Source organism: Mycobacterium sp. E2733 (genome assembly GCF_001667585.1).
In the GTDB taxonomy this organism is placed as follows: Bacteria; Actinomycetota; Actinomycetes; order Mycobacteriales; family Mycobacteriaceae; genus Mycobacterium.
The window spans coordinates 125,601-147,097 of record NZ_LZJZ01000061.1 but is presented as its reverse complement, the minus strand read 5'-3'; the positions used below and the strand labels follow the sequence as shown (position 1 = coordinate 147,097).

21 protein-coding genes are annotated in these 21,497 nt (G+C 64.8%); 15 read left to right on the top strand and 6 right to left on the bottom strand.

Going from position 1 to position 21,497, the window contains the following annotated elements; genetic code table 11:
- Positions 1–29: 29 nt before the first annotated feature.
- Positions 30–857: an HpcH/HpaI aldolase/citrate lyase family protein gene (locus A5678_RS11700; RefSeq protein ID WP_068042365.1), complete on the bottom strand. Its 828-nt coding sequence runs from the start codon at positions 855–857 to the stop codon at positions 30–32.
- Between the two features lie 58 nt (positions 858–915).
- Here A5678_RS11700 and A5678_RS11695 point away from each other — a divergent pair, with 58 nt between their 5' ends.
- From A5678_RS11695 to A5678_RS11685, 3 genes are read left to right on the top strand one after another with little or no spacing between them, the layout of a single operon-like run.
- The gene (locus A5678_RS11695; protein WP_068042362.1) at positions 916–2,061 is read left to right on the top strand and encodes an acetyl-CoA acetyltransferase; all 1,146 of its coding nucleotides are present in this window, start codon (positions 916–918) and stop codon (positions 2,059–2,061) included.
- Entirely contained in the window at positions 2,061–2,495 is a 435-nt protein-coding gene (locus tag A5678_RS11690) for a Zn-ribbon domain-containing OB-fold protein (RefSeq protein ID WP_068042360.1), read from the top strand. The genes A5678_RS11695 and A5678_RS11690 overlap by 1 nt, the downstream gene beginning before the upstream one ends.
- Positions 2,492–3,796 (top strand): amidohydrolase family protein, encoded by a 1,305-nt coding sequence (locus A5678_RS11685; protein WP_068042357.1) that lies wholly within the window; start codon positions 2,492–2,494, stop codon positions 3,794–3,796. Before A5678_RS11690 ends, A5678_RS11685 begins: the two co-directional genes overlap by 4 nt.
- Positions 3,797–3,799: 3 nt before the next feature.
- Here A5678_RS11685 and A5678_RS11680 read toward each other — a convergent pair whose 3' ends face one another.
- Positions 3,800–5,368 (bottom strand): class I adenylate-forming enzyme family protein, encoded by a 1,569-nt coding sequence (locus A5678_RS11680; RefSeq protein ID WP_068042355.1) that lies wholly within the window; start codon positions 5,366–5,368, stop codon positions 3,800–3,802.
- A gap of 56 nt (positions 5,369–5,424) precedes the next feature.
- Here A5678_RS11680 and A5678_RS11675 point away from each other — a divergent pair, with 56 nt between their 5' ends.
- Entirely contained in the window at positions 5,425–6,291 is an 867-nt protein-coding gene (locus A5678_RS11675; protein WP_068042352.1) for an SDR family NAD(P)-dependent oxidoreductase, read from the top strand.
- A 3-nt stretch (positions 6,292–6,294) separates the two neighbouring features.
- Here the strand turns inward: A5678_RS11675 and A5678_RS11670 are convergent, their stop codons facing one another.
- Positions 6,295–7,119, bottom strand: coding sequence for an enoyl-CoA hydratase/isomerase family protein (locus tag A5678_RS11670; RefSeq protein WP_068042349.1), 825 nt, complete (start codon positions 7,117–7,119; stop codon positions 6,295–6,297).
- 91 nt (positions 7,120–7,210) lie between these two features.
- On the opposite strand from A5678_RS11670, the gene A5678_RS11665 reads away from it, so the two are divergent.
- The 11 genes from A5678_RS11665 to A5678_RS11615 all read left to right on the top strand — a co-directional run bounded on the left by A5678_RS11665 (position 7,211) and on the right by A5678_RS11615 (position 17,788).
- Positions 7,211–8,470, top strand: a complete 1,260-nt coding sequence (locus A5678_RS11665) for a hypothetical protein (protein ID WP_068042345.1) — start codon at positions 7,211–7,213, stop codon at positions 8,468–8,470.
- A gap of 8 nt (positions 8,471–8,478) precedes the next feature.
- Positions 8,479–9,285 carry an enoyl-CoA hydratase/isomerase family protein gene (locus A5678_RS11660; protein ID WP_068042342.1) on the top strand — a complete coding sequence of 269 codons (807 nt, stop codon included), beginning with the start codon at positions 8,479–8,481 and terminating at the stop codon, positions 9,283–9,285.
- A 16-nt stretch (positions 9,286–9,301) separates the two neighbouring features.
- Positions 9,302–10,549 (top strand): acyl-CoA dehydrogenase family protein, encoded by a 1,248-nt coding sequence (locus tag A5678_RS11655; RefSeq protein WP_068042340.1) that lies wholly within the window; start codon positions 9,302–9,304, stop codon positions 10,547–10,549.
- Positions 10,546–11,358: an enoyl-CoA hydratase/isomerase family protein gene (locus A5678_RS11650; protein WP_068042337.1), complete on the top strand. Its 813-nt coding sequence runs from the start codon at positions 10,546–10,548 to the stop codon at positions 11,356–11,358. The genes A5678_RS11655 and A5678_RS11650 overlap by 4 nt, the downstream gene beginning before the upstream one ends.
- Complete coding sequence (locus tag A5678_RS11645) at positions 11,355–12,155, top strand: enoyl-CoA hydratase/isomerase family protein (protein WP_068042334.1); 801 nt, start codon at positions 11,355–11,357, stop codon at positions 12,153–12,155. The genes A5678_RS11650 and A5678_RS11645 overlap by 4 nt, the downstream gene beginning before the upstream one ends.
- Positions 12,152–13,603 (top strand): class I adenylate-forming enzyme family protein, encoded by a 1,452-nt coding sequence (locus A5678_RS11640; RefSeq protein ID WP_068042331.1) that lies wholly within the window; start codon positions 12,152–12,154, stop codon positions 13,601–13,603. The genes A5678_RS11645 and A5678_RS11640 overlap by 4 nt, the downstream gene beginning before the upstream one ends.
- Positions 13,604–14,050: 447 nt before the next feature.
- Entirely contained in the window at positions 14,051–14,710 is a 660-nt protein-coding gene (locus A5678_RS11635) for a hypothetical protein (RefSeq protein WP_068042549.1), read from the top strand.
- Between the two features lie 36 nt (positions 14,711–14,746).
- Positions 14,747–15,169 carry a hypothetical protein gene (locus tag A5678_RS11630; RefSeq protein ID WP_068042547.1) on the top strand — a complete coding sequence of 141 codons (423 nt, stop codon included), beginning with the start codon at positions 14,747–14,749 and terminating at the stop codon, positions 15,167–15,169.
- Positions 15,170–15,192: 23 nt separating this feature from the next.
- On the top strand, positions 15,193–15,783 hold the full coding sequence (locus A5678_RS11625) for an SDR family oxidoreductase (protein ID WP_068042329.1): 591 nt from the start codon (positions 15,193–15,195) through the stop codon (positions 15,781–15,783).
- Complete coding sequence (locus A5678_RS11620; RefSeq protein WP_068042326.1) at positions 15,780–16,538, top strand: SDR family NAD(P)-dependent oxidoreductase; 759 nt, start codon at positions 15,780–15,782, stop codon at positions 16,536–16,538. Before A5678_RS11625 ends, A5678_RS11620 begins: the two co-directional genes overlap by 4 nt.
- 56 nt (positions 16,539–16,594) lie before the next feature.
- Positions 16,595–17,788, top strand: coding sequence for an amidohydrolase family protein (locus tag A5678_RS11615; protein ID WP_082945509.1), 1,194 nt, complete (start codon positions 16,595–16,597; stop codon positions 17,786–17,788).
- A 4-nt stretch (positions 17,789–17,792) separates the two neighbouring features.
- On the opposite strand, the gene A5678_RS11610 is transcribed toward A5678_RS11615, so the two are convergent.
- Genes A5678_RS11610 through A5678_RS11600 form a run of 3 tightly spaced genes read right to left on the bottom strand, consistent with a single transcriptional unit; the run spans position 17,793 to position 21,492 of the window.
- A complete protein-coding gene (locus A5678_RS11610) occupies positions 17,793–19,331 on the bottom strand; it encodes a class I adenylate-forming enzyme family protein (protein WP_068042323.1) in 1,539 nt (512 codons plus the stop codon).
- Complete coding sequence (locus A5678_RS11605; protein WP_068042321.1) at positions 19,331–20,530, bottom strand: acyl-CoA dehydrogenase family protein; 1,200 nt, start codon at positions 20,528–20,530, stop codon at positions 19,331–19,333. The genes A5678_RS11610 and A5678_RS11605 overlap by 1 nt, the downstream gene beginning before the upstream one ends.
- Positions 20,527–21,492, bottom strand: coding sequence for an acyl-CoA dehydrogenase family protein (locus A5678_RS11600; RefSeq protein WP_068042318.1), 966 nt, complete (start codon positions 21,490–21,492; stop codon positions 20,527–20,529). The genes A5678_RS11605 and A5678_RS11600 overlap by 4 nt, the downstream gene beginning before the upstream one ends.
- Positions 21,493–21,497: the final 5 nt, after the last annotated feature.

Genomic DNA, 21,497 nt, shown 5'->3' with positions numbered 1-21,497 from the left:
TCCTCCTGTTGTGGCGGCGAGGCTTTCGGCTATCCGGGTAGTCCGTCGGTACTACTTGTGCGGCGGCCGTCGAGCTCTCGCAACGCGTCCGCGCGGGCGGTCGCCGCCTCGGTCATCATCCCGATGTCCGTACCTGCCGAAATGAAACGCAGACCCAGATCTGTGAAGCGTTTCAGCAGGCCAACGGACTTAATGCCGGCTATTCCCAGCGCCACGCCGTATGCACGACAAGCCGCCGCGACCGATTCTACTGCATGGCGGAAATGGTCATTCTCATAGTCGCCGTGGATGCCCATTTCGGCCGTCAGGTCGCTGGGGCCGAGAAGGATCATGTCGATACCCTCGACAGCCGCGATGGCGTCTGCGGCGTCGACCGCTTGCGGCGTCTCGATCATCACCGCGACCACGGTGCGACGCTCGAGGACAGCGGTGAGTTCGGCCGGTGATCTGGGCTGGTAACCGCTGACCGCATTGGGCCCGGAAATGGAGCGGTGTCCGATCGGAGGAAACCGCGCGGCATCGACGGCAGCTGCTGCTTCTTCTTTCGAATTCACATGCGGCACAATCACTCCAGTTGCGCCGTTGTCGATGACACGCGCAATGACACTCGGATCATGAGACGGCACGCGGACCAAGGCCGAGATTCCTGCGCCCAATGCGCTCGCGCAAAGCATCGCCGCCGTCTCCAGCGACGTGGAAGTGTGCTCGAGGTCGACGTAGACCGCGTCGTATCCGCATGCTGCTGCGATCGCGGGGACATCGGGAGTGCGAGCGCTCATCAGCGCCAGACACAGCACCAGCTCGTCGCCGCGCAATGCCTCGCGCAGTGGTTTACGCACACGCTCACGGTAGCCCACTGAGAACGTTCATTCCACCAAGTCGTTAACGGCATTATCGATGTGGTAACCATTACGTATGCCAGCGAACCGGGTCGCTATCGTGGGCGCCGGCCTGTCGGATTGTGGACGGGCGCCGGACAAGACCGCGCTGGCGCTGATGGCTCAGTCCGCACGCCGCGCCATTGCCGACGCCGGTCTGACGAAGGATGACGTCGACGGTTTCGGCGGTCACGGGGCGCTGCTGCCGCCCGTCGAGGTGAGCGAATACCTCGGCCTGCGACCGTCCTGGGTCGACGCGACCAACGTCGGCGGATCGTCCTGGGAGGTAATGGCGGGGCACGCCGCCGACGCCATCGCCGCCGGCGCGATCGACGTGGCACTGCTGACGTACGGATCAACGGCGCGCTCCGACGTCAAGCGCCGCGTACGCGCATCAGCGGCGGCGATGAGCACCGGCGGCGCCATGCAGTACGAGGCGCCATACGGCGCCACGCTGATCGCGAAGTATGCGATGGCCGCCAGGCGCCACATGATCGAATACGGCACCACCGCAGAGCAATTGGCCGAAGTCGCGGTCGCGGCCCACGAGTGGGCGGCAATGAACGACAACGCATTCGAGCGCGAACGGATCACCGCCGCCGAGGTCGCCGCGGCGCCGATGCTCGCCGATCCCTTCACCTCCAAGCACGTGTGCCTGCGCACCGACGGCGGCGGCGCGGTAGTGCTGGCCAGCGAGCGAGTGGCGAAGAATTGCGCCAAGGAGCCCATCTGGATTCTCGGTGCCGCCGACTCGACATCGCATGTCAGCATGAGCGAGTGGGCCGACTTCACCACGTCGGCCGCCGCGCTGTCCGGCCCCCGCGCGTTCGCGCAAGCCGGCGTCGGGCCCGCCGACATCGATGTGTGTCAGCTCTATGACTCATTCACCTCCACCGTGCTGCTCACGGTCGAGGATCTGGGTTTCTGCGCAAAGGGCGAGGGCGGGCCGTTCATCGCATCGGGTGTGCTGCGTCCGGGCGGGGCGTTACCGACCAACACCGACGGCGGCGGTCTGGCCTCTTGCCATCCCGGGATGCGGGGAATGTTCCTGATGGTCGAGGCGACCAGGCAGCTCCGCGGCGAATGCGGGCCGAGACAGGTTGACGACGCGCGTCTGGCATGCGTGCATGCAATGGGGGGCTTTTTCACCCACAGCGCCACGATGATCCTCGGGAGGCAGTGATGGACGTGCCGGTGGCCGCCAACCGGCCAACGATCGACTCCGACAGCGAATCGTGGTGGCAGGCCATCCAGGATCGCCGACTGATGATCAACACGTGCGCCGGGTGCGGCCAGAACTCGCTCTACGCGCGTCCGATGTGCCCGCACTGCTGGAGCGAGGACGTCGCGCTGGCACCGGCGTCCGGGCGGGCACGGCTCTACACGTGGACCGTGGTGCACCAGAATGCGGCGCCCTTCGACACGTGCACGCCGTATGTGGTGGCAATGGTGGATCTCACCGAGGGGCCCCGGCTGATGACGGTCCTCGAAGACTGCTCGGCCGAAACGCTCTGTACCGATATGGAACTCACCATCGCCTTTCGCGATGACGATGACGGCTTTGTTGTCCCGGTTTTTCGGCCGGTCACAGCAGATGTTGGGAAGGAACAGGGATGAACAAAGAAGACATGATCCTGGTCAGCGTCGATGACCACATCGTCGAGCCACCCGACATGTTCAACAACCATCTGCCTCAGAAGTACCTGGACGAAGCGCCGCGGTTGGTGCACAACCCCGATGGCTCAGACACCTGGCGATTCCGCGACGTGGTGATCCCGAACGTGGCGCTCAACGCCGTGGCGGGCAGACCGAAAGAAGAATACGGGATCGAACCGCAGGGTCTCGATGAGATTCGCCCCGGCTGCTGGCAAGTCGACGAGCGCATCAAAGATATGAATGCCGGCGGCATCCTGGGCTCGATCTGCTTTCCGTCGTTCCCCGGATTCGCCGGCCGACTGTTCGTCACCGAAGATCCCGAATTCAGCTTGGCCCTCCTTCAGGCGTATAACGACTGGCACGTCGAGGAGTGGTGCGCGGCCTACCCGGCCCGATTCATTCCGATGACGCTGCCGGTGATCTGGGATGCCGAACTGTGTGCCAGGGAGATCCGTCGCAATGCCGAACGCGGTGTGCACGCATTGACGTTCACGGAAAACCCAGCGGCGATGGGATATCCGAGCTTTCACGACGACTACTGGACACCGATGTGGCAAGCGTTGGTCGACACCGACACCGTGATGAACGTCCACATCGGGTCATCCGGCAAGTTGGCGATCACCGCTCCAGATGCGCCGATGGATGTGATGATCACTTTGCAGCCGATGAATATCGTGCAGGCCGCGGCGGATCTGTTGTGGTCCAAGCCGGTCAAGGAATATAAGGAACTCAAGATCGCACTCTCCGAGGGCGGGACGGGCTGGATCCCCTACTTCCTCGAGCGAGCCGACCGCACCTACGAGATGCACTCCACGTGGACCGGTCAGGACTTCGGCAAGCAGAAACCGTCCGAGGTCTTCCGCGATCACTTCCTGACCTGCTTCATCTCCGACCACACCGGAGTGGCGCTGCGCAACGAGATCGGCATCGACAACATCTGCTGGGAAGCCGATTACCCGCACAGCGACAGCATGTGGCCCGGTGCCCCCGAGCAGCTGCACGAGGTGCTGCAGCGGAACAACGTGCCCGACGACGAGGTCAACAAGATGACCTACCAGAACGCGATGCGCTGGTATCACTGGGATCCGTTCACCTCTCACATCGCCAAGGAACAGGCCACCGTCGGCTCCCTGCGTGAGGCTGCCGAAGGGCACGACGTCTCCATCCAGGCGCTGTCCAAGCACGACCACGGCAAGGGTTCCGGTTGGCAGGATCAGCTGGGCAAGCTGACCATGAATACGACTGGCAAATCAGAGGATTGACGCTCAGCCCGTTGCAACGAGACGGTCGGCAAGCGCCCGCGGCCGCCCCGCCGAGCGCGCAGCGAGCTTGTTGCGCTCGACCTTGCCGTTGTCATTGACCGGCAGCGGCTCGTTCCAGAACACCAGTTCCTCGGGCAACTTGTACTTGGGCACTCCCGCCGCAACGAGCGCGTCGGTGACCTTCGCGAGCGACATGTCGACATCGGCGTCGAGCACCATGGCAACGGCCAGTCGTTCGCCGGTCGTGACGTCGGCCACCGAGTAGGCCGCGCACTCGCGCACCCCGGCGATCCTGGCGACGGCCTCCTCCACCTCGACGGCCGCGATCTTCAGTCCGTTGCGAATGATGATGTCCTTCAGGCGCCCGACGATGCGTACCCGGCCTTGCGAAATTTCGGCCACGTCGCCGGTGCGAAACCAGTCCCCATCGAACGCCTGCGCGTCGTCATCGACGTCCGTGTACCCGAGGAACGTGTGCGGCCCCCGTATGCAGCACTCGGTCGGATCCCCCGCGGATCCAATCCTCACCTCGACATCCTCCAGCGCGACACCGTCGTCGGCGTGACGCACCCCGGCAGGCTCCGACCGGAGACCAGAGGTGCTCACTGGTACTTCGGATGAACCGTAGGCGCGCATCACAATGATCCCGAAATCGTCTTCGATGCGCGTGACGATGCGCCGGTCCAGCATGGTTCCGCCCAAATAGACCGCTTGCAGCGGCACGTCCAGGCCGCGCGCCACCGCCTCGTTGAGCAGCCTGTCCAGCAAGCGATCGGGACCGCCGTACCACGTCGCACCCGACGAGACCAGCAGCTCACACGTTGCGGCGGCGTCCCAGTTGTCCTCGAGGATGACGGGCGCGCAAAGCATCGGCGCGATGACCAACGCCTGCAACACCCCGGTCACCGACGCGAGCGGACTGATGAGAAAAATCCGGTCTGCCGGGCCGAGTCCGGCCGCCGCGATGTAATTGGACGAAGCCTTCATCAGCGTGCTCTGCGAGTGGATGACTCCCTTGGGCGCCGAGGTGGTTCCCGACGTGTAGAGCACGAGGCAGGGCTCGTCGGCCGCGCGCTGGGATCGGTACGCAGTCTGCGGTCGGTAATCGGCGTCCATCGCGATCCACGCGAATTGCGCGGACAGCGCTTTCCGCGGGGTCGCAGGCCAATTCGGCGCGACGCCGAACTCAGCTCCCGTGCGCGCGATGATGTCGGCAACCTGTGCCTCGCCGGCGCTGCGGGGGACCAGCAGGACCACGGCATCGAGGCGCATCGTCGCATGGACGGCAACCACTGAATCCACGTCGTTACCCACGACCACAACGGTCGGTGTCGACGCTCCGACGCCCGAAGCGGCCAAAGCGCCACATGCCGCATCGATGCGCGCGTCGAGTTCGGCATAGCTGAACTCCGCCCCCCTGGCGCACAGAGCCACCTTCTCCGGATGTAGTGCCGCGGCAGCACGAACGACGTCGGCGGGCTGGCCCGACCAGAACCCCGCCTCGCGGTATCGGTCCCGCAATGCCGCTGCGCGCCGCTGCGCACACTGCAACAGCGCCGGCGCGCCACTCATGGATGCCGTCCGATGCAAATGATGGTTCTCATTAGGAGTAAATGTAACCTCTCACCATGCCGTCAATGAATTTCGATAATCATGTCGCCATTGTCACCGGTGCAGGCGGTGGCCTCGGTCGCTGTCATGCCCTCGAACTCGCCCGCCGGGGCGCGCGCGTAGTGGTCAACGACCTTGGCAGCGCAGTGGACGGTACCGGTGCATCAATATCGGCCGCGCAGGCAGTAGTTGACGAGATCACGTCGGCGGGCGGCACGGCGATCGCCAACGGCGACTCGGTCGCTACCGAGGAGGGCGGCGCGGCCATCGTGGCGGCGGCCATGGAGGAATTTGGACAGGTCGACATTCTCATCAACAACGCGGGAATCCTGCGTGACGCGGCATTCAAGAACATGACCGCCGAACAGGTCGATGCGGTCATCTCCGTTCACCTCTCCGGGGCGTTCCACGTCACCCGCGCGGTATGGCCGGTCATGCGCGAACGAAACTATGGACGGATAGTCCAAACGACCTCGGGTACCGGCCTGTTCGGCAACTTCGGGCAGGCCAATTACGGCGCGGCCAAGATGGGGCTCGTCGGCATGATGCACGTGCTCGCCATCGAAGGAGCACGAAACGGCATCGCCATCAACGCGGTCGCCCCCATCGCAAGGACGCGCATGACCGAGACCATCATGGGCGAAGCCGGTCAGGCGATGAACCCTGAGTTGGTGACTCCGGTCGTGGTTTACCTGTCGCATCGCGACTGCGACCGCACTGCCCACATCTATTCGGTGGGAGCGGGCAAGGTGTCACGGGTATTCATCGGCGTGACCAAAGGGATCGAGAACACCTCGCTCACTGCGGAATCCGTCGCTGAGGCGATCGACGAGATCGATGACGCCGCGAAGTTCACGATCCGCGGTGGGCCAGCCAAGCAGTGAGGGTCAGCGGCCCAGGAATCGCGGTTCGCGGCGCTCCGCGAACGACCGCAGGCCCTCCTGAAGATCGGTGGTGCGCGATACCGCCTCCTGTGCCCACGCCTCCTGCTGGAAAGCTCGATCACGGCCCGACTCCGAGGACACCAAGAGCAGGCGCTTGGTGTGCCCGAGCATCACCGTCGGGCCGGCGGCAAGCCTGCTGACCAGCTTCTCTGCCTCCGCGCCCGTAACGTCCGGTTCGGCCACGCGGTTGACCAGTCCCAGCCGCTCACACGTGGCGGCGTCGACGGGTTCGCCGAGCATCAGCAGCTCGGTGGCCTTGCGCAGCCCCACGATCCTCGTCAGCAGATGAATGGCGCCGGAATCAGGCAGCACCCCGCGATGCACGAACGCCGCGACAAGCTTTGCCTCCGTGGACATGACGACGAGATCGCAAGCGAGCACCAGGCTGATTCCTGCACCGGCCGCGGTACCCGTCACCGCAGCGACCACCGGCTTATCGCAGTCGAGGATCGATGCGACCAACCTCTGCCATCCATTCTGCAGCATGCGAGCAACGTCCCCTGACCGCTTGTCGGCAACAGACGGCTGGGGCGCTGATCCGGCGGGCAAGCCGGCCCCCGCGCAGAAGTGCCGCTGCCCAGTCGCGCCCAGTAACACCGCGCGCACCGCTGGGTCGTCGTCAGCGCGTTGAAAAGCCTCGGTCAGCGCGTCACGAGCCAACGGTGACAACGAATTTCCCACGTCGGGGCGGTCGATGGTGATGCGGCAAACACCGTCTGCACCAACGGCCTCCAGGATCCCTGGCTGCTCCTCGCTCAACTCACTCACCCCTGCCGTTAACGGCGTTTCCGCTTTTCGGGTATCTTAATTTCCACAGTTGTCCGGGCCACGATATTCGCCAGAACTGAGGAGGCGCGCCATGACCCGCTCCTCTCAACCGGGCCAAATCACCGATGAGGGGCTGGCCAGGTTGCGTCGCACCATCGGCATCGCCGTTCCGCACACTCAGCCACCGCACTACTTCCGCCCCAACGAGGACACTTTCCGCCACGTCGCCGAAGCCTACGGTGACGCCAATCCCATGTGGACCGATCCGGACTACGCCGCAAAGTCGGTGTGGGGTGAATCGATCGCGCCGCCGGCACTGGTCGGTGGTGACACGTTGATAGGCGAAGACGAAGTCACCGAGCTCTCGGAGAAGGATCGGGCCCTGACCAAGGGCGACCCGCTGCGCGGGGTGCATGCGTTTTATGCGTCGTCCGCACGAGAATGGTGGGCTCCGCTGCGGGCCAACCACCGAGTATTCAGGCGCAACGCGCTCGTCGCCGCGCTCGACAAAAGCAGTGAGTTCGCCGGTCGGGCGATTCACGAGTGGTCGGCGCAAGTCTTCCGAGACGACGAGGGCACCATTCTCGGCGGCCAGTACCGCAACATGATCCGCACCGAGCGCAGCAAGGCTCGCGGCCGCAAGAAATACGAGTCGATCGAACTCAAGACCTGGACAGCCGAGGAGATCGCCGAGATCGACGAACGCTACGCGCGGGAATCCCTGCGTGGTGCTGAACCGCGGTGGTGGGAAGACGTCAACGAGGGCGATGCAATCGGCACGTTGACCAAGGGACCGCTCACCGTCACCGACATGGTCTGCTGGCATGTCGGCATGGGCACCGGTATGTACGGGGTCCGTCCCCTGCGGTTGGCGTGGCGCAACCGGCAACGCATTCCCCGCTTCTACAGCCCGAACGACCACGGCGTACCCGATGCGCAGCAGCGCGTGCACTGGGAACCGGACGCGGCCAGAAATGCCGGCAACCCCACCACTTTCGATTACGGCCGGATGCGTGAGACGTGGTTGATCCATCTGTGTACGGACTGGATGGGGGACGACGCCTGGTTGTGGAAGCTGGACTGCGAGTTCCGGTTGTTCAACTACGTCGGTGATCTGCACACAATCGCCGGCACCGTAACTCGAAAGTACCTTGCCGAAGGCGAGCGCCCCGCGGTCGATGTCGAACTCGCGGCGACCAACCACCGCAACGAGATCACCACACCGGGACACGCGACCATCCTGTTACCCAGCCGGGACCGCGGCCCGGTCCGGCTGCCGGATCCGCCCGGCGGAGCGACGAACCTGACGGATCTGCTCGCCGCCGTATCGGCTGAATTCGCAGAACGGTGACAGCTGCCGTGAAATATGCGAGCGTTCCCGGGCTTCGGGCCGAGCAGCAAGGCCCGGTTCTGTGCCTCACCCTGGACCGCACTGAGCGCCGCAACGCCGTCAATGACACGATGCTCGACGCATTGATCGAATATCTCGCGACCGCTGGCGTCGATGAGGCGGTGCGTGTCATCCGCATCGACGCCGACGGACCGGACTTTTGCGCGGGATCCGATCTCATCGCGAACAACGCGAAGTCGGAGCGAAAGCCGCGGGTGGGCAGTACTCAGCGTCGGCTACCGAACAAGGCCAACCGGCTCATCCCGTTGATGCTGGAGACACAGGTGCCGATCGTCGCGGTGGTCCGCGGCTGGGCGGCCGGCTTGGGGTTTCACATCGCCTTGGCGTCCGACTTCTGCTTGGCCGCCGACGACGCTCGGTTCTGGGAACCGTTCATGGCCCGCGGCTTCACACCGGATAGCGGCGCCGCATGGTTGCTGCCACGTGTAATCGGGATGGTGCGCACCAGACAGCTACTGATGCTCGGCGAGGAGATCTCCGGGGCCACCGCGGCCGACTGGGGCATCATCCACCGCGCTTACGCACCCGAGCAACTGGCCTCTGCCGCAGAGGAGCTTGTCGCCAAACTCGGTGAGGCGCCCACGGTTGCCCTCGGGCTCACCAAGTGGCTGCTGCACAGCGGCAACGGACTCGATCTCGACCGCCATCTCCAGAACGAGGCCCTGGCGCTGGAATTATCGAGTCGCAGCGACGATTTCAAGGAGGGCCTGGCGGCCTTCCGTGACAAACGCGACGCGAAGTTCCAGGGCCGATGAAGGCCGCTGCGGGATCATGACTCGGTTGCCGATCACCCCCGAGACCGCCGTCGCCGACGCCGTCGAGGCCGTGCGGCAATGGATCGCCGCGGAGGTGCCCGCGGCGTGGCGCTCGGCCGCCGCCGAAGGACCCGCGGCCCTGCGGGCAGTCCGCTCCGCGGCCGACTACCGCGATTGGTATCCGACATTCGCCAACTCGGGACTGGTTGCACCGACTTGGCTTCCGGAGCACGGTGGCCTCGGCGTCGGCAACGACGTTGCACGCGCCATCGAGACCGTTCTCGCCCCGCTGCGGCTTACCCGGCTGAATCCCCTGGGGCTCAACAACGCCGCGGCGGCATTGTTCAGTCACGGCACCGAGCAACAGCGACTGCGCTTCCTGCCGCCCATCGTGCGCAACGAAGAGAAATGGTGTCAGCTTTTCAGCGAACCCGGGGCAGGTTCCGACCTCGCGTCGTTGGCAACCCGGGCCGTGCGCGACGGCGATCACTGGGTGATCTCTGGACAGAAGGTGTGGACCACGTGGGCCGACGAGGCGGACTTTGCGATCCTGCTCGCGCGCACCGACCCGGACCAGCCCAAGCACAAGGGAATTACGTACTTCCTGCTCGACATGCATCAACCGGGCGTCGACGTGCGACCGCTGCGCCAGATCACCGGCGAAGCGGAGTTCAACGAAGTCTTCCTCGATGGCGCGCGGGTTCCCGACGAGCATCGGGTCGGAGACATCAATGACGGCTGGCGAGTTAGCGCGTCGACCCTGTCCAGTGAGCGGCAGATGGTTTCCGGATCGGGATCGGGCGGTATGGGCCGCCTCGGCGGTTCCGGTGCTGAGCGCTTGATCTCCCTGGCCCGAGAAACCGGGCGCTGGGACGACCCCGTGGTGCGAAGCAAGATCATGCGGCTGTGGGCGCAGGAACAGATCCGTGGCTGGACCAACGCGCGCGTGCGTGCGGCACTTTCGGCCGGCCAGTCGCCCGGTGCGGCGTCCTCGATCGGCAAGGTCCATCAGGCCACGCTCAATCAGCAGATCCAGAATTTGATGGTCGACCTGTTGGGCACCGCTGCGGTGGCTTGGCCGACGACCGACGATCCCGACGTGTTGCCCCGGGAGGTGCAGGGCATGCTGCGCAGCCTGGCCAACGCCACCGAGGGCGGCACAACCGACATCAACAAGAACATCCTCGGCGAGCGCGTGCTCGGCCTGCCCAGAGAGCCGGATCCGTGGAAGGGCAAGCCCTGGAAGGAAGTTCCACGCTCGTGACCGGCTACGAGCGGCTGATCGTCGAGAAGTCGGACGGCGTCGGCTGGCTGATCCTGAACCGCCCGGATGCCGGCAACGCATTCGATGCGCTGATGCTTGACGAACTCGAGGCTGCCTGGGCCGAATTGGATACCGCCCGCGACGTGCATGTGATCGTCAATACCGCCAACGGCAAGGCCTTCTGCACTGGAATGGACGTCGTGCAGGTGGCTCGCGACAAGGAGGCCATGCGACGGCACTCACGCCGGACAAGGGACGCCGAGCTGAAGATTTCGTCGTGGCACTGCGCCGTGTGGAAGCCGGTGATCGCGGCGGTCAATGGGGTGTGTGCGGGCGGGGGCCTGCACTTGGTTGCCGACGCCGACATCGTGATCGCCGCCGAGGAAGCGTCGTTCGTCGACCCACATGTCTCGGTGGGGCAGGCCGTCGCGTACGAGGCAATCACGCTGCTACGCAAATCGCCGATGGAGGCGATCACCCGAATGACGTTGAGGGGTAAGGGCGAGCGTATCTCGGCGCAACGGGCATACGAGCTGGGCATCGTCTCGGATGTCGTGCCGGCCGGTCAGCTTCGCGCGGCCGCTGGCCGGCTGGCCGCCGCTGTCGCGACCAACTCGCCCACCGCGATGCGCGCCACCAAGAAGGCGTTGTGGCATTCCCTCGAAGTCGGCCTGTCCGCAGCCACACACGCTGCCAGCGAAGAGATTTGGCGGCTGCGGAATCACCCCGACCATGCCGAGGGCGTCCGTGCGTGGCGTGACAAGCGACCCGCGAGCTGGCAGCCGCTTGAGCCCACGGAGGTTTCGTGAGCTATCAGAGGCTGGTCGTCGAGCGGCGCGGCCCGGTCGGCTGGATCACCAACAACCGGCCCGATCGACTGAACGCATACGACGCGGTTATGCGTTCGGAATTTCCCAGGGCATGGGCGGAATTGGACGCGGACCCCGCCGTACGCGTCATTGTGCATACCGGCAACGGCAGGGCATTTCAGGTCGGTGCCGACGTCGAGGACCTGGACGGCGAGGCGGTGCAGCAGTTCCAGGAGTCGATGCGCACGCTCGACCTGAAGTTGACGGGCTGGCATTGCAACGTGGGAAAGCCGATCATCACTGCCGTCAACGGGGTGTGCGCAGGCGGCGGACTGCATTGGGTCGCCGACGCCGATATCGTCATCGCTTCGTCCGACGCGACCTTCGTTGATCCGCACGTCTCCATCGGCCAGGTCAGCGCTTTGGAAACAATCGCCCTGATGCGAAAGATGCCCGCCGAGGCGGTGTTGAGGATGGCGCTCGTCGGCAGCCACGAACGCCTGACTGCCCAACGCGCGTACGACCTCGGCATGATCAGCCAGATCGTCGACCCGCCCGACAAGCTGCGCGAGGTCGCGCAGGAACTCGCCGAGAAGATCGCGTTGAACTCGCCCGCCGCGATGCGGGCGACCAAGCGCGCGCTGTGGGGCGCGCTCGAATACGGCTTGACGGATGCGTGCCGAGCTGGCGCCAAGCACTTGACTTCGATGTGGGGCCATCCCGACCAGAACGAAGGACCGCAGGCATTCGCCGACAAGCGCACGCCCGTTTGGCAACCGCTGGAGGCGGACTCGTGAGTCTGGCCGGACTTTTGACCGACCTGCCCGACACGGCCGTGCACACGCTGACCGTCGATGTCTCGCGCGACGACCTGATGGCGAGCGCGGACGACTTGGCCGCGTTACTGGCCGGAGCCGGCTTGGTGACCGGACAAGTGGTCGCGGCGATGCTGCCCAATGACGCCGGCACGGTGGCCGCGCTGTTCGGAACATGGTGCGCCGGGGGTGTTTACACGCCGCTGAACCCCCGGGCCGCCGATGCGGAGTTGGCGTCCCAGCTCGCAATATTGCGGCCAGTCGCAATAATCACCACTCCTGAGCTGGCCCACCGGTTCTCGGACTCTATGCTGCCCGTGATGGCAGGGTCGAACATGACGTGGTCGCTGTCGCTATCGTCCGAACCGCCGCCCGATCCACGGCAATACGACGCGGACGTGGCGCTCTTGCAGTTCACGTCGGGGACCACCGGCCCACCCAAGCCGGTGCCATTGCGTCATGCAACCGTGCTCGACCTGATCGACCGGCTGTTGGCCAGGCTCCGCGGCGCAAAACCTACGGCGGCCCAAGCGAACCGGACACCGATGCCGAACCTCGTTCCGCTCTCGCTGTCCTTGTGGGCCGGCATCTACCAGGTGCTGTTCGCCTTTCGGGCGGGCTCGGGGGTCGTGCTGATGGACAAGTTCTCACCTGCCGAGTTCGCCACACTGGTCAAGCGGCACCGGTTGCGCTCCACGGTTTTGCCCCCCGCGGCCTTGACGATGGTCCTGCACGACGAGTCGGTCACCGACCTCGCGCCGCTGAAGATCGTGCGATCGATCACCGCTCCCCTCTCCCCCGTGCAAGCAGGCCGGTTCCGGGAGAAGTTCGGCGTGATCGTGCTCAACTCCTACGGCCAAACCGAACTCGGTGGCGAAGTCGTCGGATGGTCGGCCGCCGACGCGCGGCAATGGGGCGAGACCAAGCTCGGCTCGGTCGGACGCCCGCTGCTCGGCATTGATGTCACGATCGCCGACGACGAGGTGATGGTCCGCACGCCGACGACGGCGGCTCGCAAGATCGACCCGGCCTTCCTCGACAGGCTCACCGATGACGGCTGGTTTCACACCGGCGACCTCGGCTGGTTCGACGATGACGGGTTCCTGTGGCTGGACGGCCGAGTGTCGGACATGATCAACCGCGGTGGGCTGAAAGTCTTCCCGGGCACCGTGGAGGACGTACTGCTGGCCGCCGAGGGTGTACGCGAAGCGGCCGTGGTGGGGATTCCCGATGAGCGCCTCGGCGAGGTGCCCTGGGCGTTCGTCGCCTGTCACGGCCGCGAACTGTCCGAAGACGACCTACTCGCCTGGTGCCGCGAGCGCCTGACGCCCTACCGCGTACCCGTGCGGGTCGTGTTCGTTGAGGAGCTGCCGCGCAACGATGTCGGCAAAGTCGTGAAACGCGAGCTGGCCGCCATGGCCAGCGCCTGATGTCTGGCCAACCGCGGGCCATGGGCACCTATGTTGGAAACGTCTACTCTCATTTCCGAGAGTGATGTTACCCTAAAGCGTAAACTTGCATTTTTGCTAGGCCCTGGAGGTCGGATCGTGTGGCAAGAACTAGTCCGGATGGCGGTGACCTGGGCGGCGATGTGCGGCCTGGTCGCCTTCTTCTACTGGATGCTGGGCAACATCGGCACGTTCTGAGGAACTCGCGCCGCCACTTACCCTTAACTGCAATGCTTTTCAGCAACGTCAAGTTAGGAGAACGCATGGACGACCTGGACCGCCGGCGTAAGCGGGGACTCATCGCATTTCAGGTCTTTGTTTACGGAATGTTGATCGCGATGTTTGCAATTCAGCTGCAGATGTATCTCACCAGGCACTGGTAGCGACATGACCTTTCCGACCAAGGCAGCCGCCGGCGGCCCGCTCAGCATGGGCGAACATGAACAGCAAAGCCGAGCAATACAGCGGCGCGCCGACCGATGGCTAATTGCCGGAACGGGCCTGATGGGCACGCTCGTGCTCGGCATCGTCGGGCTCCCCGTATTCTGTCGCGGCCTTTACCTGCTGCGGAAGGCCCAACGCGGAGGTCTGTCTGTACGTCCGACGATGGTCACCCTGATCGGCTTCGTGATCATCCTGGATGCTGCGCTCAACAGCATCGGTTGGGCGTTGGACCTGTTCGCCAACCATGCCCTGATCACCCGCACCGTGTTCACCGCGTGGGGCAACCTGGTCGACGCCGGTTACTTCTGGCATTACAACGAGCTATGGATCGGCGGTGCCGGCGCACCGGGCGAGAAGGCGTGGGTAATGGTCTGCGTTCTCATCGCATTCCCCATGCGCATTGCCGCTGCAATCGCCTTCCTCCAGATGAAGCGATGGGGTCATCAATGGCTGATCGTGACCTGCTGGTTCGGGATCATCGTGTGGATGGGCTACATCTTCAACATGACGATGTACGCCGACGTCCGCTATACCGCAGTAGGTTTTCCGGTGATCGGGTGGTGGGCGTTCAACGTCTTCTACATCACGCCGTTCCTCGCCATTCCGTACCTGCACACCGTCAATCGGGAAGTCTTCTCCGACTAGCCGAGCCGAGAAAGGGCTATCGTGTCTGATTCCACTATCCAGACTGAGAATTCGGCCGATTCGCTGCCGATCGGCACCACTTCGACGTGGGCGCGAATGCATAGCTGGCTCAAGCGGGCACTGTATATCTGCCTCTTCGGGTTGGTCATCGAGGGCTCGCTGACAGTCCCGGTGATGGCTGTCTGGTACGGCTGGCCGACGCTGTCACTCACCGAAATCTGCAGCGAACTGATGAAGGTGCGCTTTTCCAATGATGCGCTGGAGTGCCAGCAGCCCTACCCGCTCGGCGGGCCGCCATTCGGCGGTGCACCGGAGGCAGCCGGTCAGCGAACGGCGAAGGACGACTGGGGTATTCAGCCCAAGCCGCGTTATGAGCGTATCGGCTTCAGAGAGTTGGTCAGGATTCATCAAGAACGCATCGCACGCCAATCGGCGGGCCTCGCGCCGCCGAGTCATTGAGGCCGACAGCACATCCGCCGCCGATGAGTACCGCAGTCCTGGGCTCTGACGACGTTGTCTCGGGCGCCGTCGCCAACTGCCTCGGCTCTGCTGTTCACCAGCTCGACGCGTCGCTACCCCCCGGCCTGGATGGTGTCGTCATCGTCGCAGGTAGCGGTGCACGACAGACACCTCTGACGACCATCGGGGAAGTCGACTGGCGTCGACTCGCAGAACAGCCGATGCGACAAACCTTGACGGCTCTCCAACGCTCGCACGCGTCGATGTGCGGCCGAGGCGGCCGGATCGTCCTAATCGTGCCGACCATCGGAATGAGCGGAGCGGTAGATCTCGTGCCGTACACCACGGCGATCGAGGGCATTCGAGCGATGGCCAAGTCCGCAGCCCGCCAGTGGGCCCCGCAGATCGTCGTCAACATGATCGCGGTTCCCGCGCACTTGTTCGCGCCGACGCTGAGCGGTACAACGTCCCACCTGACAGCCGCCGCGGTCAGCGACGAGCACAGGCCCATCGAGACGATCGTCGAGACAACGAGATTCCTGCTGAGCGATGCGGTCACCCATCTCGTCGGTGCGACGATCGTCGCCGACGGAGGTTCGGTGATGTCTCCATGAGCCTCGATGAGTTGACCGTGCTTGTCACGGGCGCGGGCGGCGGAGTCGGACGAGGCATCGCGCTCGCGTCCGCGGCCGACGGAGCCCACGTCCTTGTTGCCACACGGTCCGAGACCGGACAGGCGGTGGCAGAAGAGATCACCGCTCGAGGACAGTTGGCGACCTGGATTCGCTGCGACGTCACCCTGTCACGCTCGGTCGTTGATGCCGTCGCGCAGGCGATTCACACCACCGGACGGCTTGATGCGGTTGTGCACAACGCGACGAGTAACTCATCGAGCCAGCCGCACCAGCTTGTTCAGGTCGACGATGGCCTCTGGGACGACCACTATTCGGTGTCGGTCGGCGGGGCCTTCCATTGCGCGTCGGCAGCATTCGAATCTCTCCGCGCCCGAGGAGGATCACTGGTGGTCATGACCTCGCCGGCGGGTATGGAGGGCAGCGCGACGCTGCCGCTCTACGCCACGATGAAAGGCGCGCTGCGTGGCTTCGCCAAGAGCCTGGCGCGCGAGTGGGCCCCGCACGGCATCACGGTGAACGCAGTCTCACCGCTTGCGTATTCGCCGGCAATGATCGCCGCGATCGAGGCCGAACCGGCGATGGAGGAGAGGTTGTCCCGCAGAATCCCGCTGGGCCGCATCGGCGATCCGGAGCGCGATATCGGGTCGGCCGTGGCATTCCTGATCGGCCCCGACGCCCGCTACATCACCGGCCAGACGCTGGGCGTCGACGGCGGACATTTCATGAACCTTTAGGCCCGGTGGCGGCCGTAGACAGCCGTTTGCTATCTTGAGAATCAACATTCTCAGGCATGTTGGAGGCGCTGGTGACCGACGGAAAAGCATTCGAGGTCTGGGATGCCGACAACCACATGTACGAGACCATCGATGCCTACACGCGCTACCTGCCCGAAAAATATTCCGAGGCGCTGAAGTTCGTCGATGTTAACGGCCGCAAGAAGCTGCAGATCCTCGGCGTGGTCACCGAGTGCATCCCAAACCCGACGTACGAGGTAATCCCGACGCCGGGTGCGTGGGCCGACTATTACCGCGGCATCAATCCCGAGGGCAAGTCGCTGCGTGAACTGGCCGAGCCCATCCGCTGCCCCGACGCGTTCCGGCGTCCGGACCTGCGGCTAGAGCTGATGGACTCCCAAGGTGTCGACGGAGCGGTGATGTTCCCGACCACGGCGGGCATGCTCGAGGAACGCACCAAGTCCGACACCGAACTGACCCACGCGGTGACGCATGCCTTCAACCGCTGGCTGCTCGACGACTGGACGTTCAACTATCAGAACCGCATCTTCCCCGTGCCCGCGATCTCGCTCAACGACCCGGCCGAAGGGGTCAAGGAACTCGAGTGGTGCCTGGAGAAGGGAGCCAGGACCGCGCTGATCCGGCCGGCCCCGGTACCGCGCGAAGACGGCACGTCCCGCTCGCCCGCGCTGCCCGAGTTCGACGACTTCTGGCGGCTCGTCGAGTCATCGGGCATCTCGGTGCAGATGCACAACTCGGACTCCGGCTACGACCGTTACGTCGACGACTGGGAAGGCGGCGACGAGTTCCAGGGGTTCCAGCTCACCAAGCTTCGCGGGTTCATCTACGAAGAGAGCCGGCACATTTTCGACACGCTCGCGGCGTTCATCGCCCATGGGGTGTTCGAGCGCTTCCCCGGCCTGCGCATCGGTGTCGTCGAAAACGGCGGATCGTGGGCCCAGCGGTTGATGGAGGTGTTCGATCGGGTTTACCGCAAGAAGCCCAAGGACTTCAGCGAACACCCCTGCGACGTCTTCCGTAGGCACGTTTGGGTCAACCCGTTCCATGAAGAGGACATGTCACACCTCATCGACGTGCTCGGCGCTGACCGGGTGATGTTCGGTTCGGACTTTCCGCATCCGGAGGGACTCGCCCACCCCGCGGATTTCGTCACGGAACTCGCGAACCTTCCCGCCGACACCACAGCACGGGTGATGGGCGGCAATTTGAAGCAGCTCATCGGCCTCTAAGACGTCACCCACCGAACCGCGCACGGAGTTCGTTCTTCAGCACCTTCCCAGTGAGGTTTCGCGGCAGCGCACCCACCACTTCGAGTCGCTCGGGGTATTTGTGCCGACTCAAGCCTTGCGCCTGGCAGTGTCCGGCCAACGCGGCGAGTGTCACATCACATCCGTGTTCAGCGACCACGACAGCGCAAACCCGTTCTCCCGTGCGCGGATCCGGAACGCCGATGACCGCGACGTCCGCGACTGCGGGGTGAGTAACCAGCACGTCCTCGATTTCCAGCGCCGAGATGTTCTCGGCGTTGCGGATGATCGCATCCTTGATGCGTCCGGTGATGGTGACGTTGCCATCGCCGTCGATGCGCCCCCGATCGCCACTGCGGAACCAGCCGTCGTCGTCGAATGCGTCGGCGTCCAGCGAGCCGTCGACATATCCCAGAAAGCACTGGGGTCCCTTGAGCCGAAGTTCACCCTCCTCGCCGACGCCGACCTCGCGCTCTCTGTCGTCGACGGCCCGCACAGACACTCCGGCGACAGGGCGCCCCACGGTCCGATCGAGGAGATCCGGGGCGGCCTCCGGCCGCTGCGACGTCGCGACCGGGAACTCGGTCAGGCCCCAGGAGTTGGCGACACCGTTGACCGAAAACGTCTCCCGCACTTGGCGTCCCAGCTCGGCGGTGATCGGTGCGCCACCGCCCACGCAGCCACGTAGATCGGGATAGAGCGGTTGCGTCCCGTGCGCGCGCTGCGCGGCCATGAACGCCACTAGGAACGGCGTCGCGGTGCCCAACAGCGTTGGTCGGTGTGCGGCGATCGCTTGCGGTGACGTCGCGGGATCGAACGAGTCGAACAGCACCAAGCGCATGCCGGTGCGCAGGCTCGCCGCGAGCATGGCGGCACCACCGATGTGCGAGACCGGAAAGGCGATCGGGTTGACGTCACTGCTCGATGCCCCCACGATGCCGACCACCCCGGCAGAACCCGCGATGACCGAACGGTCGCAATGCCGGGCGCCTTTCGGCGCCGCCGTGGTACCCGAGGAGTAGTAGACCCAGCGGGGGTCCTCCGCGGATGCCGGCGGCGCAGGCAGCGCGGCCGGGTCGCCGGCAGGCAGGCGGAGCGCCTCGGTGATCGGCGCGTCGTGATCGATCACGAGGACGGACATGGGCCGTTGCTCCGCCAGTTCGCGGGCGAGCGCAGTGTGGTCGAAACCGCGCCAGTGACCGGGTACGACCAGGACCTCGGTCGCGAGTTGTTCGGTCGCGAAGCGAACTTCGCGTTCGCGCCAAATGGGCAGGATGGGATTCTGCACGGCGCCCAATCGGGTGAGCGCCACCATCACCACCATCGTTTCCAACGTCGTCGGCAATTGCCACGACACCACGGTGCCCTCGCCAACTCCGGAACCCGACAGCGCTGCCGCCGTCCGCAACGCCTCGTCGCGAAGGGCTGCGCACGTGAGGCTGCGACCGAAGTCATCGGCGAGAACCACTCGGTCCGGATGTTCATGCGCAACCGCGTCGACGAGACCCCAGTAAGTTTCGGACATCACCGGCTCGGCAATAAAAGCCGACGTTTGGCGAGGATGTTGCGCATCATCTCATTGCTTCCGCCGGAAATCGTATAAGCACGCGACCACAGCCAGCATTCTCGCAGACGCTGTTTCGCCAGCTCGACGCTCGGATCGGCGGCCACGGTGCACACCATGGCGGCGAGTTCGGTGCCGTAGGCCGAAACCCGATGATACGTCTCGGAGAAGCTGAGCTTGGCGATCGAACCGTCGCCCGGTTGATCCGCACCGATGATGAGCCGTTCGACGTGATCGTCGATGAAGGACTTCGCCACCTCGACTTCGACAGCCAATTCGGCCACTGTCTGCCTGATGTCATCGTGCTCGAACGCCGGGACGCCATCGACGGTGGCGTTGCGCGCCACCATCACCAGGTCATCGATCAGCAGCTCAAGCAGGATGACGTTGCCGCCGATCCCGAAGCGTTCGAAGTCCAAGCCCGCCATGATGATTGACCAGCCCTGGCCGACCTCGCCGATCAGGCTTCTCGCCGGCACCGTCGCGCCGTCGAGGAAAACTTCGTTCACTTCGATCGCCTCGTTAATCGTGCGGATCGAACGAACCTCGACGCCGGGTGCCGACATTGGCACGGCGAACACCGAAAGGCCGTGATGGCGCGATGAAGTCGGGTCGGTGCGGATGAGCGCTAGCCCCATGTCGGCCCAGTGCCCGTCAGTGATCCAAATCTTCTGGCCGTCGATCACCCACGTGCCATCAGGTTGCTCGACAGCTTTGCTGCGGACGGCGGCGATGTCGCTCCCGGCATCGGGCTCACTGAGCAACTGACACCATACGTGCTCGCTGCGGCGTATCGGCGGAAGCAGTTCGGCCTTCTGCTCGTCCGACCCGAAGTGCAGCAGCACATGGGCCGCAAGGTTGACCTGATCGATGGGCCGCGGAGCACGGGCACGCAGGATCTCCTCGCTGAGGATGCGGTCGTGCCGCGGGTGGTGGTCGGCGCGTCCGCCGTGCTCGACGGGCCAGTCTGCGCCGACGAAACCAGCGTCGAACAACGTGGCGAACCAACTGCGCAATTGCGCTTCCTGCTCAGGGTTTTCCGGCGCACGGTGGCCTTCCCGCGCGTCGAATGGGGGTGCGTGTTCGGCGATATGCGCCCTGACACGATGTCTGAACTCGGTCAGCTGCGCTTCGCTGGGCCGAGTGGGTGCGGCGCTCAACAACCCGACCCCTCCGCGAGAAGCGCACGACTGGAGCGAGCTGTGCCGAGCAGATAGCCGTTCGTGAACACCCGGCGCAGTTCGTGGTGCAAGGGGTACTCCCACGTAAATCCGATACCGCCCGAGAGCTGCATGCACTCGTCGACGGCAGCGGCTGCTTTCGCAGCGACAAATGCGTGCGCGGCGGCGGACAACGCGTTGGCGCCGTCCGAGATTTCGTCGGCCTCCAGGGCACGGGCGGCCTTCATGATGACCGCGCGTGCCTTCGCCTCGAAGACCAGCAGATCCACCAGCCGGTGTTGCACCGCTTGGAAACTCGCGATCGGCACACCGAAAGCGATGCGCTCCTTCAGATAGGCGACCAGCCGCTCGAATGTGGTCGCGAAGGCTCCCAGCGAATCCGCGCTGAGCAGGATCCTGCCCACCGCAAGCAGCTGAGCCGCCCGTTGGGGTCCACCGATCAACACGCCGTGCGCGCCAACGAGTTCGACGCGCCATGCCGCGCGGTCGACATCCAGCAGCTCGCCATCTCGGCTTCTCGGCGTCGCTTCCGATATCTCGAAAAGGTGGACTCCGTTGCGCCCCAGTGTGACCAAGATGTCGATGACATCGCCCCTCGCAACCCGGACCGTGTCGCTTGCCAGCGCGCAGCCTGCCGTCGCGGTCCCGTCGAGCATCGCGTGCAACCATCGGTCGCGCACCTCGCCAGGGGCAGAAGTCAATGCCGCAGCTGCCAGCACACAGCCGAACCACGTCGAGGAGTTCCGCGCGCGGCCGAGTTCCTCGGCGATGACTGTCGTCTCGACCGGGCGCCATCCGCTGCCGCCGAGTTTCTCCTCGACAAGCAGCCCCGTCCAATCCATGGCCGCCAGCTCTTTGACCGAGTCCTGCGCGCCGCGCCCGGTCAGGAAATCGCGCGCGCCTGCGCGCAGCAGAACGAGGTCGACGTCGTCGTCTGACATAGAGC